The 16,536-nt window shown below is 38.2% G+C and carries 13 protein-coding genes, 4 tRNA genes and 3 pseudogenes; 18 read left to right on the top strand and 2 right to left on the bottom strand.

The genetic code is table 11. The features are described 5' to 3' along the window. Positions 1 to 7 precede the first annotated feature (7 nt). Positions 8 to 796: a thioredoxin family protein gene (locus tag LZ575_RS08000; RefSeq protein WP_235330193.1), complete on the top strand. Its 789-nt coding sequence runs from the start codon at positions 8 to 10 to the stop codon at positions 794 to 796. Between the two features lie 10 nt (positions 797 to 806). Here LZ575_RS08000 and LZ575_RS24240 read toward each other — a convergent pair whose 3' ends face one another. Further along, positions 807 to 1,016, bottom strand: a complete 210-nt coding sequence (locus tag LZ575_RS24240) for a PLDc N-terminal domain-containing protein (protein ID WP_409187193.1) — start codon at positions 1,014 to 1,016, stop codon at positions 807 to 809. A gap of 18 nt (positions 1,017 to 1,034) precedes the next feature. Then, a pseudogene (locus LZ575_RS07995) lies at positions 1,035 to 2,286 on the bottom strand (exo-beta-N-acetylmuramidase NamZ domain-containing protein). Between the two features lie 10 nt (positions 2,287 to 2,296). Here LZ575_RS07995 and LZ575_RS07990 point away from each other — a divergent pair. The 17 genes and pseudogenes from LZ575_RS07990 (at position 2,297) to tuf (ending at position 16,460) form a co-directional block, all read left to right on the top strand. After that, positions 2,297 to 3,532: pseudogene (locus tag LZ575_RS07990) on the top strand (ABC transporter permease). Positions 3,533 to 3,600: 68 nt separating this feature from the next. Continuing rightward, a complete protein-coding gene (locus LZ575_RS07985; protein WP_235330192.1) occupies positions 3,601 to 4,581 on the top strand; it encodes a PLP-dependent cysteine synthase family protein in 981 nt (326 codons plus the stop codon). A gap of 902 nt (positions 4,582 to 5,483) precedes the next feature. Continuing rightward, positions 5,484 to 5,657: a hypothetical protein gene (locus tag LZ575_RS07980; protein WP_235330191.1), complete on the top strand. Its 174-nt coding sequence runs from the start codon at positions 5,484 to 5,486 to the stop codon at positions 5,655 to 5,657. 77 nt (positions 5,658 to 5,734) lie between these two features. Then, the gene (locus LZ575_RS07975; protein WP_235330190.1) at positions 5,735 to 6,178 is read left to right on the top strand and encodes a GDSL-type esterase/lipase family protein; all 444 of its coding nucleotides are present in this window, start codon (positions 5,735 to 5,737) and stop codon (positions 6,176 to 6,178) included. 65 nt (positions 6,179 to 6,243) lie between these two features. Then, complete coding sequence (locus tag LZ575_RS07970) at positions 6,244 to 7,527, top strand: DUF2851 family protein (protein WP_235330189.1); 1,284 nt, start codon at positions 6,244 to 6,246, stop codon at positions 7,525 to 7,527. 17 nt (positions 7,528 to 7,544) lie between these two features. Beyond that, positions 7,545 to 7,775 (top strand): PspC domain-containing protein, encoded by a 231-nt coding sequence (locus tag LZ575_RS07965; RefSeq protein ID WP_235330188.1) that lies wholly within the window; start codon positions 7,545 to 7,547, stop codon positions 7,773 to 7,775. Between the two features lie 165 nt (positions 7,776 to 7,940). Beyond that, a pseudogene (locus LZ575_RS07960) lies at positions 7,941 to 10,020 on the top strand (amino acid carrier protein). A gap of 14 nt (positions 10,021 to 10,034) precedes the next feature. Further along, positions 10,035 to 10,928 (top strand): helix-hairpin-helix domain-containing protein, encoded by an 894-nt coding sequence (locus LZ575_RS07955; RefSeq protein WP_235330187.1) that lies wholly within the window; start codon positions 10,035 to 10,037, stop codon positions 10,926 to 10,928. A gap of 126 nt (positions 10,929 to 11,054) precedes the next feature. Next, a complete protein-coding gene (locus LZ575_RS07950; RefSeq protein ID WP_235330186.1) occupies positions 11,055 to 12,365 on the top strand; it encodes an acyl-CoA dehydrogenase family protein in 1,311 nt (436 codons plus the stop codon). A gap of 135 nt (positions 12,366 to 12,500) precedes the next feature. Then, positions 12,501 to 12,695 carry a 30S ribosomal protein S21 gene (gene rpsU / locus LZ575_RS07945; RefSeq protein ID WP_235330185.1) on the top strand — a complete coding sequence of 65 codons (195 nt, stop codon included), beginning with the start codon at positions 12,501 to 12,503 and terminating at the stop codon, positions 12,693 to 12,695. A 127-nt stretch (positions 12,696 to 12,822) separates the two neighbouring features. Next, a complete protein-coding gene (locus tag LZ575_RS07940) occupies positions 12,823 to 13,710 on the top strand; it encodes a tyrosine-type recombinase/integrase (protein WP_235330184.1) in 888 nt (295 codons plus the stop codon). 38 nt (positions 13,711 to 13,748) lie between these two features. Next, the gene (gene hpf / locus LZ575_RS07935; RefSeq protein ID WP_235330183.1) at positions 13,749 to 14,051 is read left to right on the top strand and encodes a ribosome hibernation-promoting factor, HPF/YfiA family; all 303 of its coding nucleotides are present in this window, start codon (positions 13,749 to 13,751) and stop codon (positions 14,049 to 14,051) included. Between the two features lie 102 nt (positions 14,052 to 14,153). After that, a tRNA-Thr gene (locus LZ575_RS07930) sits at positions 14,154 to 14,227 on the top strand. Between the two features lie 340 nt (positions 14,228 to 14,567). Next, positions 14,568 to 14,649 (top strand) — tRNA-Tyr (locus LZ575_RS07925). A 77-nt stretch (positions 14,650 to 14,726) separates the two neighbouring features. Next, positions 14,727 to 14,800: transfer RNA gene (locus LZ575_RS07920), tRNA-Gly, on the top strand. Between the two features lie 342 nt (positions 14,801 to 15,142). After that, positions 15,143 to 15,214: transfer RNA gene (locus tag LZ575_RS07915), tRNA-Thr, on the top strand. 58 nt (positions 15,215 to 15,272) lie between these two features. Continuing rightward, on the top strand, positions 15,273 to 16,460 hold the full coding sequence (tuf, locus tag LZ575_RS07910; protein ID WP_235330182.1) for an elongation factor Tu: 1,188 nt from the start codon (positions 15,273 to 15,275) through the stop codon (positions 16,458 to 16,460). Positions 16,461 to 16,536: the final 76 nt, after the last annotated feature.

Below are 16,536 nucleotides of genomic sequence, written 5' to 3'. Positions count from 1 at the left end.
TAATTGGATGACTTCTCTTGAACAGGCCCAAAAACTGGCAATTGCGACCGACAGGTTAATTGTGGTTGATTTTTGGGCTTCCTGGTGCGGCCCGTGTAAACGAATGGATAGGGAATCCTGGCAGTCTCCGGAAGTTTCGCAGCTACTTAATAAGTTCATTCCTTTAAAACTTGATTTGGATAAATCGCGTGAGATTGCCCGCAAATATGAGGTGAAGGGCATACCCTATATATTTATTATTGATGGAAACGGGGAGATAGTTTATAAGAATATTGGTTACCTGAGAAAAACTGAAGTATTAAAGGTTTTAGAGAAATATGCGCTAAATACTGAATTCATTAGAAAGGAAAGTTTAGACTTTTACCAACATGAAAATTATGTCACTAGTATAAGATTAGGAGAAAAATATCTTGATTATGCACTTTTTGTCAATAATGACGTGCGATGGGAATTTATTGAAATGGGAAAAGTATATCTTAAGAAAGGGGAGAAAATGCTTGATAAAGAGCAATCCAATTACAATATGATGCGTGAAAAAATTGATCTTCTCCAACTTACAGCAGAGTTGTACAAAGGGAACTTTAAAAAAGTTGGTAGAAATTTAGAAAAAATGGATGAGGCTAATCTTAATAAACTTAATCAAAAACAATTCGCTTTTTTACAATATTGCATAGCAAGAGAAGAAAAGGATGTTGAAGGATCCAAAAAGTGGATGGCAGTGTTTAGTTCAGAAAATATTATTGCCGATAATGAGAGAAGGTTTGAACTTCTGTCCAAAAGTTTGGCACTGGAGTAGTAATTTCCTTCTATTCCGGGTTATGCCTCCTGTAACGCTTTCCCATTATAAAATAGAGTACAGATCCGAGGAAAGGGAGGAAGAGGATTATAAGAAGCCATATTATTTTACCCCGTCCTTTATAACCACTTCTAATTAAATGGATAATAGCAATTACGGGCAACAGCAAAAGTGCCACCGACAAAAGAATAATGGTTATAAGGGAAAACTCCAGACCCATTTTTAAAAATTGCGTCCTTTAATATAGTAAATATTTTTTTCTTTTCTTCTTATACTCCTCAAGACCGGGTTTCCAACTGTTTTTGATTTCTTCTCCTGTTAAGCCGTTTTCAATTTGTTGCTGAAGTTTTGTTCCTCCTGCAAGCTTAGTGAAGAATGGATTAAAAAACTTAGTCTTGTCGCTGGTATGATGATACGCTTCGAGTAACCAGGATAATTCTATTTTATCCAGTAGGTGCATTTGTGACAGGTCTTTTCCATAACATAACACTCCCAAATGTTTAGGGCTTTTAGCTCCGGGTTTTGATTCCGGGGTATAAGCATGGTCAAAAATTTGTTTATCAAGAAAGGGAGAGCCAAAAACCTGAAACTGTTTATCTGTTCCCCTGCCTGCATTTACATTTGTTCCTTCAAAAAAGCAAAGACTGGGATAAAGATTTATTGCGGTGTCATTAGGAAGATTAGGCGAGGGTTTTATTGCCAGGCTGTATAATTGATCATGAGAATAATTATGTATTTTAATTACTTCAAGATCTGTTGTGACACCGTTTTTTAACCATTTTTCACCATTGATCATTTTTGCATATTCCCCCATCGTTAAACCGTGAACCACGGAATAGGATGCATGCCTACAAAACTGGAATGTTCAGGTTCCAGAATTGGTCCATCTACGTAATGACCATTTGGGTTTGGCTAAGTCCAGAACAATTAACGGAATATTGTTTTTCTGCGGAAGCTTCCATGACATAATGAAGGCTGGAAATGTAAGTGTAGAACCTGGCTCCCACATCCTGGAGATCAAAAATGAGAACATCCAGGTCCTGAAGTTGTTGAGAAGTAGGCTTTTTATTATTTCCGTAGAGCGATACTACCTCCAGCCCTGTTTGGGGGTCTTTGCCATCGGTCACAATTTCTCCGGCATCGGCAGTTCCCCTAAAACCGTGCTCGGGCGCAAAGACCTTTTTGAGGTTAACGTTCAGGGATAGTAAAGTGTCAACAAGGTGGGTATAGGTGTTTTTCTCATTTCCGTGAAATACAACAGAACTTTGGTTTCCCACCAGGCCTACCTTTTTCCCTTTTAGCAAGGGTAAATATTCATTAATCATATTGGCTCCCGGCAGTATGGGATCTTCTGAAGGAGAAACTTTAGCATTGGCGATACTTACAGCTGTAGCAGTATCTTTAGTTTCGGTTTGACCAGTGCTTCTTCCGCAGGAAATTACCCCGATAAGAAGGAATAAAAATGTATTTTTGAATAATTTATAAACCATCTGAAGCATCTTGAATTTTGAATTTTTTATAGCCAAACGGCTTATAAGCAGTAAAAAGTATAAAAGTAGCATATCGGCCCCAATAATAAAAATTGCTATTGCAGCAATAGCTATTGGTGTGATCATGATGCTGGTATCCTTTGCAACGGGAATTGGTTTACAGGTTAAAATCAGGAAAAAATTGCTGCTTTTAATGGGCATATTACAATAGAGAATTACGATAATAATAGTTCGCAGGTAACTTTGGTGCTTAGTCTCCATTGAACAGGATTTCTATCCTGAATTTTCTACTGTTTCCGGAATTAATCACATCCAGGCGGTGGCTACCATGGCCGGAATTATTCGTACTGAAACAGATTTTGAAGGTGTAATAGTCAAAGGAGTGGGCGCTGACTATAAATGGGAGAACTTTGAAGAATTTTTAATAGAAGGAGAACTGCCCGATTTCTCCGGGAAGCTGAATGAACAAATTCTTATTTCAAGCTATTTGGCCAATAGGCTGGGATTTAAAGTGGGAGATAAGGTGGTGACTTATTTTCCCCGGGAAGAACAGCAGCGTAACCCTCTTGCCCGTGGATTTGAGATAAAAGGTATTTATAATTCGGGATTTCAGGAATTTGATGAACTTTATATACTTGCTGATATACGTCACGTTCAAAGATTAAACCGATGGGAGAAAAACCAGGTAGGGAGCTTTGAAGTATTTATAGACGATTTTAATAAGCTGGAACAAAAAGGAATAGAAGTTTATGATAATACCGATTCTTTCCTGGACACCCGTACTATTGAGCAAAAATACTATTCAATCTTTGAATGGCTTTCACTGTTCGATTTTAATATCGCTCTTATTATAGGAATTATGATCCTTGTTGCCGGAATAAATATGATAACGGCCTTACTGGTGCTTATCCTGGAACGTACTCAAATGATCGGTATTTTAAAAGCACTTGGCGGGGGAGACTGGAGCATTAGAAAAATATTCTTGTACAATGCTTCTTACTTAATCGTGTTGGGATTATTCTGGGGTAATTTAATTGGACTTGGATTGCTTTTTATTCAGAAATATTTAAAACTTTTTCCCCTAAATCCTGAAACTTATTACGTTACTGAAGTACCTGTGTATATAGGCTGGGAATATATCCTCGCGGTTAACCTGGGAACACTTGTGTTATGTCTTCTTATGTTGCTTGTCCCGTCAATAATTATCACAAGGATTTCTCCTGTTCGAGCAATGAAATTTGATTAAAACCACTTTGTACAATTCTTTGGAAAGGTTTTAAGATAGGCATACCTTTGTGAGCTGAAAGAGACTCTATGGATTACGTTGAAAATATTTTAGGAACTATTGGAAATACTCCAATGGTAAAAATGAATAAGCTTACTAAAGATGTAGATGCCCTGGTGCTGGCTAAATATGAAACTTTTAATCCCGGCAATTCTGTTAAAGACAGGATGGCCCTGAAAATGATAGAAGAGGCTGAAGCTGATGGCAGATTAAAACCGGGAGGGACTATAATTGAAGGGACTTCGGGAAATACAGGGATGGGTCTGGCTCTTGCAGCTATCGTTAAAGGTTATAAAATGGTTTGTGTGCTAAGCGATAAGCAAAGCAAGGAAAAAATGGACATTTTAAAAGCGGTGGGCAGCGAGGTGATTGTATGTCCCACGAATGTACCGCCTGATGATCCCAGATCTTATTATTCTACTTCCAAAAGACTTTCTGAAGAAACCCCTAACTCCTGGTATGTAAACCAATATGACAACCTGGCCAACACAAAAGCACATTATGAATCTACCGGACCTGAAATCTGGAGACAAACAGATGGTAAAGTAACCCATTTTGTCGTGGGTGTAGGAACAGGTGGAACAATTTCAGGGGTTGGAAAATATTTAAAAGAGCAGAATCCAAATATTAAAGTTTGGGGAGTGGATACTTATGGATCTGTTTTCAAGAAGTACCATGAAACAGGTATTTTTGACGAGAAAGAGATCTATCCCTATGTGACTGAAGGAATAGGGGAAGACATCCTGCCAAAGAATGTGGATTTTGACATTATAGATGGCTTTACTAAAGTAACAGATAAGGATGCAGCTGTTTATACACGTCGTTTGGCAAAGGAAGAAGGTTTTTTTCTGGGCAATAGTGCAGGTGCTGCCATCAAAGGGCTTCTTCAGTTAAAAGAACATTTTACAAAAGATGATGTTGTGGTAATTCTTTTTCACGATCATGGGAGCCGATATGTAGGGAAGATGTATAATGACGAGTGGATGAGAAAATTGGGTTATATAGAATAGTCCTGGATAAAATAATACGAGCCGCCTCCTTCCTCTGGAATGAGGCGGTTTTTTTATTGCCTGTATTGTAGAAAGTAAAATAAAAAGCTTCCTGCAAAATACATTAGCACGTCAAGGAAATCGGCAGTATATCTTGGATGGAACTTTGGAAGGTAATATTCAAAATACAATGCGTAAAATAAGGTTAGAGTAAGGACAGGGAGGAGAGGAAGTTTAAAATTTCTGTTTCTTTTTAGTAAGTGAACTGCCTTTAAGCAAATAGTGAGAACAATTGGCATGCAAATGAAATCATTTACATAATTCACTACCCAGGAGGGTAGTGATACTTCATAATATAAAGCAAATTGAATAGCTAAAAATACGGCTACAAAAAATATGATCACGCCGTATAAAATTCTCATATAGCAATAAAGGCCACCAAAAATGCCAGACCTAAGCCTACAGCCATAACTACTATCCACACCCAAAGTCCTATTTTAGCAATACCTCGCACTAAAGGATTACTGTGTTCTTTCCAGGTGTTTTTTTTAGGTTCTCCCTTGGGTCCCTGCTGTTGAGTGCTTCTCCCGGAAAGAGGAGTTTCTTTTTTTCCTATGGGAGAATCTTCACCTAGGTTGGTTTTCTACTGTTATCTGGTTGCATATTATAAGTTCAATTTGGTACTATTGGAAAAGATAGAGAAAAAGCTTTCTATGTCAAAGAAATAGAAAAGGCTTAAGTTCAGTTTAACTAAGATTTAGCAAATTCTTTACTGTAGATATGTAGTTGGTTTGTTGAGATAAAATTGAATACCTCCTGTTCTCTATGGTTGCTTAGCAAAGAGACAGCTGCAGGTGCTAAATACTTAATAAAAAATTTTTACTTGCTTTAAAATGAATTAATTTGGCAGGCAAAAGATTTTTATGAATCGAATTCTACTTCTTCTGCTTATGCTTATCGTTCTTACTGTAAGTTGCAGGACAGCTCCCGAGACTTCAATATCTGAAGATATGAATTACAGTTATCTCGCTCTGGGGGATTCCTATACTATTGGGGAGAGTGTTGAGCCAGACGAGAGATGGCCTAAGTACAGTTAGTTCAAAATTTAAGAGACAGAGGTTACAAAGTTGCACCTCCTAAAATTATTGCAAGAACAGGTTGGACCACCCGGGATTTGATCAGGAACATAGAATCAGAAATTAACGTGCAAAGAGACTTTGATCTTGTTTCCATTCTCATAGGGGTAAATAATCAATACCAGGGAAGAACAACTTCAGAATACGAAACAGAATTAAGGGAAATCTTCAGAAAAGCCATTAACCATTCCCGAACTGGAGAAAGAGGAGTTTTTGCGGTAAGTATTCCTGATTACAGTGTAACTCCTTTTGGAGAGGATAATGCAGAAGTGATAGCTGTAGAAATTGACAGGTTCAACGAAATTTTTAGAAGGATGGCCAACGAATTTGGTGTTGAGTTCTACAATATAACTCCCATATCAAGGGAAGCCATAACAGAAAGAAATCTTCTTGCTGCGGACAGTTTACATCCTAGCGGAGAGATGTATAGGCTCTGGGTAGAGCAAATTGTGGACGAGGTGGCTCAAAAATTACCTCAATAATTCTTCATTATTTTATTTAATAAGTTGTAACTCAACTATCTGTAAAAAATCCTTATTTTCATTTTATGAAAGAGGATTTTCTTCACTATATATGGAAATTCAAAAAGTTTGATTTTTCACGTGCTGTCACAGTGGAAGGTTTGCCTGTTACTTTAATTGATGCAGGTTTGGCAAATTTAAATTCGGGACCAGATTTCTTTAATTCTAAATTAAAAATAGGAGAACAGTTGTGGGCAGGAAATGTTGAAATTCACATTAAGTCCTCTGACTGGTATGCCCATGGCCATGAAAATGATCCTGCTTATGATAATGTAATACTCCACGTAGTTTGGGATGATGATGTGGCAATTTACAAGCAGGATAATACTACCATTCCCACTTTAGAACTACGTGAGCTTGTGCCGGAAATAACTTTACAAAATTACCGCAACCTCTTACTTGCTCCCAACCGAAAATGGATCAATTGTGAAACTGATTTTTCTGCATTTGAAAATTTCGAACTTCAAAACTGGATGGAGCGGCTCTACCTGGAGCGGCTGGAGGAAAAGTCTAAACTTATTCTTGAACTATTGCGGTCGTCTGGAAATAACTGGGAGGCGGTCTTGTTTAAAATGCTTGCAAAGAATTTTGGTTTAAAAGTAAACGGAGCTGCTTTTTTAAGCTTGGCTGCCAGTATACCATTTGGGGTGTTGCAAAAGTGCAGATCTTCACAGTTTAGATTGGAAGCACTATTATTTGGACAGGCGGGATTACTGGATCCTACTTCAGAAAATATTTATTTCAATGAGCTGAAGAAAGAATATCAATTTCTGAAAGGAAAATTCGGTCTCTCAAATTCTTATGTTGAGCGCCCGAAGTATTTCCGGTTAAGACCTGATAATTTCCCTACAATTAGATTGTCCCAACTCGCAACTTTGTATTATAAGCTGCCGCACGTGTTTTCCACTTTAATAGCTACAAACACTGTTGAAAAATTTAAGGAGATTTTGATAATAGAGACTTCTGATTTTTGGAAAGAGCATTACAGTTTTGAGAAATCACATTCGTCTAAAACGAAGAAATTAACTTCAGCCTTTATCGATCTTCTCATAATTAATACCATCATTCCATTGAAGTTTTGTTACAATAGAAGTACAGGTTCAGGAGACGATGAGGAATTATTGAGTTTAATGGAAAATCTCAATGTTGAAAAGAATTCAGTAATAGAAAAATTTAATAAGATTCGATCCGGAACGGCAGTTTCGGCACTACATTCTCAGGCTTTGCTTCAATTAAAATCGAATTACTGTGACAAAAACGCCTGTTTAAATTGCAATTTGGGTTCTAAACTTTTAAAGGGAAATCTTTAAGTTGTTATCTTTGTAAGATGCTGAAAATTATTTACTCCATAAGACATTTTTTTGAACGCCACGGTTTCTACGTTTCTTCGAGATTGGGAGATAAAATAGGAATTCGTGCCCGGAGCATCAGGCTGTTTTTTATCTATCTCTCTTTTGCCACGCTTGGGATGGGATTTGCTGTTTATCTTACGCTTGCATTCTGGCTGAGGTTAAAGGATCTTATTTATACTAAAAGAACTTCAGTCTTTGACCTGTAAATTGGAACTTCTTTCAGCTAATTTATAATTATTTCCCTGGAAATGCACCCTATAATATTTAACAATTCCTTTACATTTTAACTCGTAAAAATTTGAAAAAGCGTAAATTTTTAGCATCTTGCTGCGCTGTTAACCATACCTTCATTTACTAATTCAATAAACTATATGGGAAAGTACTTACTTTCATTCATTCTCTTATTATCTATTTCACCAATTTTTGCCCAGGAGCTAGACGTAAAAGCAAATATTGGAAATCCTTCAAAATTAATTAATGATGGTTTCATCGATCTCGAAGTCACAGGTGGAACTCCTCCTTATGTTTACAAGTGGAATGACCAGGGCACCTCTCTTTCTTCAGCCCGTGCCCAGGGCCTTGTAGAAGGAATTCCTTATAATGTAGTTATTACCGATAGCGATGGTGCCTCTACTACCAGATCTTACACCGTTGAGGCGGAAGCTATAACTGAACATTTTAATGGCACCTTTGCTCCCATTGTGGAAAAGATGGGTGCTTTTCTTTTTGGGATCCCTTTTCCGCTATAGGAGTTTATGACCCGGTCGTCTATGCCGATTTAAAAAATGTTCCTACTCCGGGATGGATAGCAGGAATAGAAGATAGGTTTGTTCTACAGGAATGGTTAGTAGCCGAAGGTGCGAATGTTGAAAAAGGTGACCCTATTGCCATAGTTGTTTCCAATACTGGAGAAGAAACTGAAGCATATGCAAATGCTTCCGGGACATTAAGATATCTTACCGCTGAAGGAGAAGTTATTTATAATTCACAAAATGCAAAACACGTCATAGAAGAAGGAGCACATAATCTTGCGCAAATTGTATATGACGAAAAAATACCTTTGACTCACCCTAACGGTGACCCCCAAACTAAAAATATTCCTTTTATTGTAGTCTGGCTCTTATTTGGTGCCCTGTTCTTCACAATTAGAATGGGCTTTATTAACCTGAGAGGTTTTCGTCATTCGCTTCAACTGGCAAGAGGAAAATATGATGATCCAAATGCTCCGGGACAGGTAACCCATTTTCAGGCACTGGCCACAGCTGTTTCAGGAACTGTGGGTCTTGGTAATATCGCAGGTGTGGCCGTTGCGGTTTCCCTTGGGGGTGCTTATGCGACATTCTGGATGATCATTGCAGGATTGCTGGGAATGTCATCAAAATTTGTTGAATGTACACTAGGTGTAAAATACAGGTTCATCAACAGTGAGGGCCGTGTATTTGGAGGACCAATGAATTACCTGCGGTATGGGCTGGAAAAAAGAAATAAAAAAGGATTAGGAAAAGTACTGGCAGGTTTATTTGCTGTGCTGGCAATTGGAGCCTCCTTTGGTGGTGGAAACATGTTCCAGGCTAACCAGTCTTTTGAAGCCTTACAGGGGCAGATTCCGTTTTTAATCGGTAATGGATTCTGGTTTGGTGTGGTAACTGCAATTCTGGTGGGGGTTGTTATAATTGGAGGTATCAACAGTATTGCCAAGGTAACAGGAAAAATTGTACCTCTTATGGCAGGGATCTATATCCTTGGTTGTTTAACGGTTATAATTCTGAATATTGAAAATATAGGTCCTGCGTTTACTGCTATTTATGAAGGAGCTTTTAGCCCAAGTGCATTAAAAGGAGGAATAATTGGGGTGCTTATTGTAGGATTCCAACGTGCAGCATTTTCAAACGAAGCGGGGTTGGATCTGCAGCTATAGCACACAGTGCAGCCAAAACAAATAATCCTCCTTCTGAAGGTTTTGTTGCTTTACTAGAACCTTTTATAGATACGGTGGTCGTTTGTACATTAACCGCATTGGTATTAATATTTACTGGAAAGCACGAAGTTGTTGGAATTGCTGGCGCTCAGCTTACCTCAGATGCTTTTGGTAGTGTGGTCTCCTGGTTCCCGTATGTTCTTGCACTGGCGGTATTTCTTTTTGCGTTTTCTACAATGATCTCGTGGTCGTATTACGGTATGAGAGCCTGGACTTATCTTTTTGGTAAAAGTATAAGAAGCGAAATTATTTATAAAGTGCTATTTTTAATATTTGTGGTAGTTGGAGCTTCTGTAAGTTTAGGGGCTGTACTGGACTTCTCAGATATGATGATCCTCGCCATGTCGTTCCCTAACATTATTGGGCTTTACATAATGTCAGGTGAAGTAAAGAAAGATCTTGATGAGTATAGAAAGAAGCTGAAAGCCGGACAGTTGTTTAAGAAACAATCCAAACCCAAAGCAGCTGCCTAATGTAAAATCCTGAAATGAAAAATTTTAAATCCCATTTTGTTTTCAACAGAAGTCAACAAAATGGGATTTTTTTATTGGTAGGTATCATAATCGCTCTTCAACTTTTATACTGGTTCGGAGCTTTTTCTTCATCGTCAGAGAATTTCGATGTATACCACGAGGATCTGGTAAAATTTCAACAGCAAATAGATTCTTCTAAACTGGCTTCAACAGTTAAAGACACAGCTAAAATATTTCCATTCAATCCTAATTTTATAACTGACTACAAAGGCTATACTTTGGGAATGTCTGTTGAGGAAATTGACAGGCTTCATGCTTTCAGGGCAGGAGATAAATGGATAAATTCTGCTGAAGAATTTCAGGAAGTGACAAAAGTTTCAGATTCTTTGCTGAAGGTTATATCTGTTTATTTCCAATTTCCTGAATGGGTAAAGTCCAACCGAAATTCAGCGTCCAACCGAAATTCAGTATCCCGTACTGCGTCTCCGGGAATAGCATCCTCAGTAGAAAAGAAGGATCTTAATGCAGCAACTGTTGAAGAACTTATGGAAGTGCGCGGAATAGGAGAGACCCTCGCCGGAAGAATAGTTAATTACCGAAATAAGATCGGCGGATTTGTAAGTGACCTTCAGCTTAAGGATATCTACGGCCTTTCTTTTGAAGTAAGAAATGAAGTAGCGGCTAACTTTACTGTTAAGAATGCTCCTGAAGTCAGGGTTCTTAATATTAATACCGCAACAGTTCTTGAATTAGCCAACATTCCTTATATAAATTATGAGCTTGCGAGGGAGATTGTAAATTACAGGTTGCTCCACGAGCAGATTAACAGCTTTGAAGAATTGGCAAAAATTAAAGATTTTCCTTCAGAAAAAATAGACCGAATTGCTTTATATTTGGCCCTAAAATAGGAATTCCGAAAGGTTGCATTGAATCCATCCCTTATTTTTGTCTCTTCCAAAACTCACCGCTACTAATGGTATATAGTTTTTGAAACAAGAGACGCGGAATGTCCTTCATTTATTAGATTGAGTTATATGAGCAGTACTTATTTTACAGAGGAACACGAACTTTTCCGGAAAAGCTTTAGAGATTTTCTGCAGAAGGAGGTTGTGCCTCATATTGAGAAATGGGAAGAAACCGGAACTATAGAAAGATTTATCTGGGAAAAGTTTGGTGAAATGGGATATTTTGGTCTTACGTATCCCGAAAAATACGGTGGTCTTGACCTGGATTTATTTTACACAACTATTTTTCTCGAGGAACTACAGCGTATTAATTCAGGAGGTTTTGCTGCTGCTATGTGGGCACACTCCTATCTTGCGATGACTCATCTTTTGAAAGAAGGAGACGAACGTATTAAAGAAGAATACCTTGCTCCCAGTATTGCAGGTGAAAAAATAGGTTGTCTATGTATTACAGAACCCTTTGGAGGGTCTGATGTAGCCGGAATGAAAAGTACTGCAGTAAAGCAGGGTGATAAGTATATTCTTAATGGTTCCAAGACTTTTATCACTAACGGGGTTTACTCTGACTATCTAATAGTTGCTGCCAAGACTTCTCCCGAAAAAGGAGGTAAAGGAATGAGTATTTTTGTTGTAGACAGAGATACACCGGGAATATCATCTACTAAACTGGATAAGCTGGGCTGGAGAGCTTCAGATACTGCAGAGATTGCCTTTGACAATGTGGAGATTCCGGCCGAAAATCTTATGGGTGAGGAAGATCTTGGTTTTAATTATATCATGCAGCATTTTGCGCTGGAGCGTCTAATTATGGGTATTAACGCCCACGCCAGATCAGAATATGCACTGGAATACACCCTGGAATATATGGGTGAAAGAATGGCCTTTGGAAAAACTATTGATAAATTCCAGGCTTTACGACATACTGTGGCTGATATGGCCAGTGAAGTGGAAATGTGCAAGGAATTTAATTATTCTATTGTAAAAAGAATGATAGATGGTGTATATGTGGTAAAAGAGGCCAGTATGTCAAAATTGCTTTCTACTAAAATTGCAGACGAAGTAATCTATAAATGTCTTCAAATGCTCGGTGGTTATGGATATATGGAAGATTATCCCCTGGCCAGAATGTTTAGAGATAGCCGTTTGGGTCCTATTGGAGGAGGAACATCAGAGATCCTGCGAGAGATCATCGCGAAGATGGTAATTGATGGTAAAGAGTACAAACTTAGCGGCGAGATAGGTAGGAGTCGTAGAGACGAGGAACAGGGGAGAAGAGAAACAAGAGGCAAGAGGCAAGAGTCAAGAGAAGAGAGAAGTTATCTTAAATTTGGAATTTGGAATTTGGAATTTGATGCTTGGTGCTTGGACTTTAGTACTTAATAATTGGAATTTAAGGACTTTAAGGTTAATTCCAGGTGCCGGGAAAAAATAAGAAATAAAATATTGAGAAAGGTTGCAGGATTAATCAATTGAATTATCTTTGCACTTTAATTTTTAAAGAAAGGAGGTGACACTATGTTAATTATACCAGTTAAAGACGGAGAAAATATCGACAGAGCGCTGAAGCGTTTTAAAAGAAAATTTGATAGAACCGGAACAATGCGCCAGCTGAGAAGCAGGCAGGCATTTACGAAACCGTCTGTTGAACGTAGGGCTCAAATCCAGAAAGCACAATACATTCAGCATTTAAGAGACCAGGAAGAGATCTAGTAGCTCAACCTTCTGTTAAAGCTGTTTTGGCTTAAAGATAGAAACCTAAGCCCTGCATTTAAGGGTATTACAATAATTACTGTTGGTAAATTAAAGTTTTATAACTTTGTTTGCCAACAGTTTTTTTATGCCTTACAATCAGTTTTTGGATTATCTACTTCTGGAAAAAAAGTATTCTGTCCACACAGTTACTGCATATCGTACAGATCTTACTTCATTTACCACTTACCTTCTTCAGGAATATGAACAGGATACTCTTGTTGATGTAAATTATTCCCAAATTAGAAGTTGGATAATTAAACTGGTGAAAGAGGGATTGAGTAACCGCAGTGTGAACAGGAAGATCTCTTCACTTAAAGCTTATTTCAAATTTCTTCTCACCATAGGGGAAATTGATAAATCACCACTTGCCGCACACAAAGCCTTAAAAAGCAAAAAAACAATTCAAATCCCATTTTCACCTGGAGAGGTAGAGCAGGTTCTCTCGCTGCCGAAACCTGAGAATTTTAAAGAAGCCCGAAATGCTGCAGTTGTTATGACCTTTTACGCCACAGGAATAAGAAGGGCTGAACTTATTGGAATTAAACTTCAGGACATTGATCTCAATAATAAAATGCTGAAGGTTCTGGGGAAAAGAAATAAGGAAAGATATATTCCTCTCCTTCCTGAGTTGTGTAACAATCTTAGGGAGTATCTTCAATACAGGGATGAAGTTTTAATGGATTACACTCCCTATTTATTTCTCACAGGGAAGGGAGTTAAAATGTATGAAAACCTTGTTTATAGGATTATTAATAATTACTTTAGAGAAGCATCTGGAAAGGTAAAAAAGAGCCCGCATATACTGCGGCACTCTTTTGCAACTCACCTGTTAAACCAGGGCGCAAATTTAAATGCAGTCAAGGAATTATTAGGCCATTCGAGTTTGGCGGCTACACAGGTTTATACACACAACAGTATTGGGGAACTGAGTAAGGTATATAACATGGCGCACCCCCGCCAGGCTAAAAAATGACCACACTTAATATTGTTTAATTTTTAAATTTTTAGAACATGAAAGTAAATGTGCAGTCAGTCAATTTCCACGCAGACCAGAAGCTAATTAATTTTATCCAGGCTAGACTGGATAAGTTAGAACATTATTACGATCGTATAGTTTTTGCCGATGTATATTTGAAAGTTCAGAATACAAGTGACAAAGAGAATAAAGTCACTGAAATTTTATTGAGTATCCCCGGTGGAGATTTAATTGCAAAAAAAACCTGTAAAAAATTTGAAGAGTGTGTAGATGAGTGTGTTAGTACTTTACAGCGCCAGGTGTTGAAGAAAAAAGAGAAAATGAAAGTGCATGCTTAATGCATTTTTTGATGAAATTTATTTTGTGAAATAAAATAAATGTATACATTTGCAGTCCGTTAGAAATAGCGGACTTTTTTATGCCAAAAAAGTAATTAAAAAGCCGATGTAGCTCAGCTGGCTAGAGCAGCTGATTTGTAATCAGCAGGTCGTGGGTTCGAGTCCCTCCATCGGCTCTGAAATTTTGAAGTTAAAACCGCTTAGGTAAGGTGTTAGAATGTTAATTTTAGCAACAAAAAAGGGATGAGAAGTTTATCCTGAGCGAAGTCGAAGGAAGTCCCTCCATCGGCTCTGAAATTTTGAAGTTAAAACCGCTTAGGTAAGGTGTTAGAATGTTAATTTTAGCAACAAAAGAGGGATGAGAAGTTTATCCTGAGCGCAGTCGAAGGGAGTCCCTCCATCGGCTCTGAAATTTTGAAAGAAAAAGCTTTGTGATGGGGAAATTTATAATTAAATTTGCACCTCGAAAAAAAGCAAGCCACTTTTAAAATGGTTCTGTGAAATATTGAAATTAAAGGGGAGATACTCAAGCGGCCAACGAGGGCAGACTGTAAATCTGCTGACTATGTCTTCACAGGTTCGAATCCTGTTCTCCCCACAATAATTAAATTCCAAATAACAAATTCCAAATACCAAATTGGAATTTGGAGGTTGAGGCTTGGAATTTTAAAGTTTGCGGGAGTAGCTCAGTTGGTAGAGCGTCAGCCTTCCAAGCTGAATGTCGCTTAGTTCGAACCCGGTCTCCCGCTCAAAGTCTTTCTGAAGAAGAAGAGGTTTGATGTAAGTCAAATTTCTTTATAAGCAGAGAGCAGGGTGAGAAGTCTGTCCTGAGTAAGCTTGTAAAGCGATCGAAGGAAAGCGGTCTCCCGCTCAAGGAAGAATTGTTGCGCTAAGTGTGTAATATTCTTCAGATTATAAAAAGTCTTCACGTAAGTGAATACTTTGCAAGAGAAGGTAATTCAATAGAATTGCCTGTTTCAATGAGAGGATTTCAGATTTAATTAAATCCTCTGCTCTGGGCAAAACGGTAATATAGAACTGTTTTTGTTCTTATCTCCATAAGGTAATACTTAGTGGGGATGCCCTTTTTTGCCGACGTAGCTCAGGGGTAGAGCGTTTCCTTGGTAAGGAAAAGGTCACGAGTTCAATTCTCGTCGTTGGCTCTTAATTTTGTATAAAATTGAACACTAATATATAACTAAGATTAAATAATTATTAATTATGGCAAAGGAAACTTATAGTCGTTCCAAACCGCACTTAAACGTTGGTACGATTGGACACGTAGATCACGGGAAAACCACTTTAACTGCAGCGATTACTAAAGTAATGGCTGATGCTGGTTATTCAGAAGCCAGGTCTTTTGATCAAATCGACAATGCTCCGGAAGAAAAAGAAAGAGGTATTACAATTAACTCTTCACACGTAGAGTACTCAACTGCTAACCGTCACTACGCTCACGTTGACTGTCCTGGTCACGCGGATTACGTAAAGAACATGGTTACAGGTGCTGCTCAAATGGACGGTGCTATTTTGGTTGTTGCGGCTACAGATGGTCCAATGCCTCAAACACGTGAGCACATCCTTCTTGGACGTCAGGTTGGTATTCCAAGAATCGTTGTATTCTTGAATAAAGTTGACCTTGTTGACGATGAAGAATTATTGGAGCTTGTTGAGATGGAAATCAGAGAATTACTTTCATTCTATGAGTATGATGGTGATAACGGACCTGTAATTTCAGGATCTGCTCTTGGTGCTCTTAACGGAGAACAAAAATGGGTTGATACAGTTTTAGAATTAATGGAAGCTGTTGATAGCTGGATCGAATTGCCAGAGCGTGATGTTGATAAGCCTTTCTTGATGCCTATCGAGGATGTATTCTCTATTACTGGTCGTGGTACTGTTGCAACAGGACGTATTGAAACTGGTGTTGCTAACACTGGAGATCCTGTAGAGATCATTGGTATGGGTGCTGGTAAATTAACTTCTACTATTACCGGGGTTGAAATGTTCCGTAAAATATTAGACAGAGGTGAAGCCGGAGATAACGTAGGTATCCTTCTAAGAGGTATTGAGAAAACTCAAATCTCAAGAGGTATGGTTATCACTAAGCCAGGATCTGTAACTCCACACGCTAAATTTAAAGCTGAGGTTTATATCCTTAAAAAAGAAGAAGGTGGACGTCACACTCCATTCCACAATAACTACCGTCCACAGTTTTACGTACGTACAACTGACGTGACAGGAACTATTTCTCTTCCAGAAGGTGTAGAAATGGTAATGCCTGGTGATAACCTTACAATTCACGTTGAATTGATCCAGGCTATCGCAATGAACGTTGGTCTACGTTTCGCTATCCGTGAGGGTGGTAGAACAGTAGGTGCTGGTCAGGTAACTGAAATTTTAGACTAAATTATTTATATATAGGTAAGGTATCCTGTACACTCAGGATACCTTCACTTATATTTAGGGCTTACCCTGATAAAGT

The organism is Antarcticibacterium sp. 1MA-6-2, from assembly GCF_021535135.1.
In the GTDB taxonomy this organism is placed as follows: Bacteria; Bacteroidota; Bacteroidia; order Flavobacteriales; family Flavobacteriaceae; genus Gillisia.
This window is presented reverse-complemented; position numbering and strand designations above follow the sequence as displayed.

Bases quoted from the DNA above. Each gene is read 5' to 3' on its own strand.
- LZ575_RS08000 (WP_235330193.1), top strand. From the start codon at position 8: ATGACTTCTCTTGAACAGGCCCAAAAACTGGCAATTGCGACCGACAGG.
- LZ575_RS24240 (WP_409187193.1), bottom strand. From the start codon at position 1,016: ATGGGTCTGGAGTTTTCCCTTATAACCATTATTCTTTTGTCGGTGGCA.
- LZ575_RS07985 (WP_235330192.1), top strand. From the start codon at position 3,601: ATGGATTACGTTGAAAATATTTTAGGAACTATTGGAAATACTCCAATG.
- LZ575_RS07980 (WP_235330191.1), top strand. From the start codon at position 5,484: ATGAATCGAATTCTACTTCTTCTGCTTATGCTTATCGTTCTTACTGTA.
- LZ575_RS07970 (WP_235330189.1), top strand. From the start codon at position 6,244: ATGAAAGAGGATTTTCTTCACTATATATGGAAATTCAAAAAGTTTGAT.
- LZ575_RS07965 (WP_235330188.1), top strand. From the start codon at position 7,545: ATGCTGAAAATTATTTACTCCATAAGACATTTTTTTGAACGCCACGGT.
- LZ575_RS07955 (WP_235330187.1), top strand. From the start codon at position 10,035: ATGAAAAATTTTAAATCCCATTTTGTTTTCAACAGAAGTCAACAAAAT.
- LZ575_RS07950 (WP_235330186.1), top strand. From the start codon at position 11,055: ATGAGCAGTACTTATTTTACAGAGGAACACGAACTTTTCCGGAAAAGC.
- rpsU (WP_235330185.1), top strand. From the start codon at position 12,501: ATGTTAATTATACCAGTTAAAGACGGAGAAAATATCGACAGAGCGCTG.
- LZ575_RS07940 (WP_235330184.1), top strand. From the start codon at position 12,823: ATGCCTTACAATCAGTTTTTGGATTATCTACTTCTGGAAAAAAAGTAT.
- hpf (WP_235330183.1), top strand. From the start codon at position 13,749: ATGAAAGTAAATGTGCAGTCAGTCAATTTCCACGCAGACCAGAAGCTA.
- tuf (WP_235330182.1), top strand. From the start codon at position 15,273: ATGGCAAAGGAAACTTATAGTCGTTCCAAACCGCACTTAAACGTTGGT.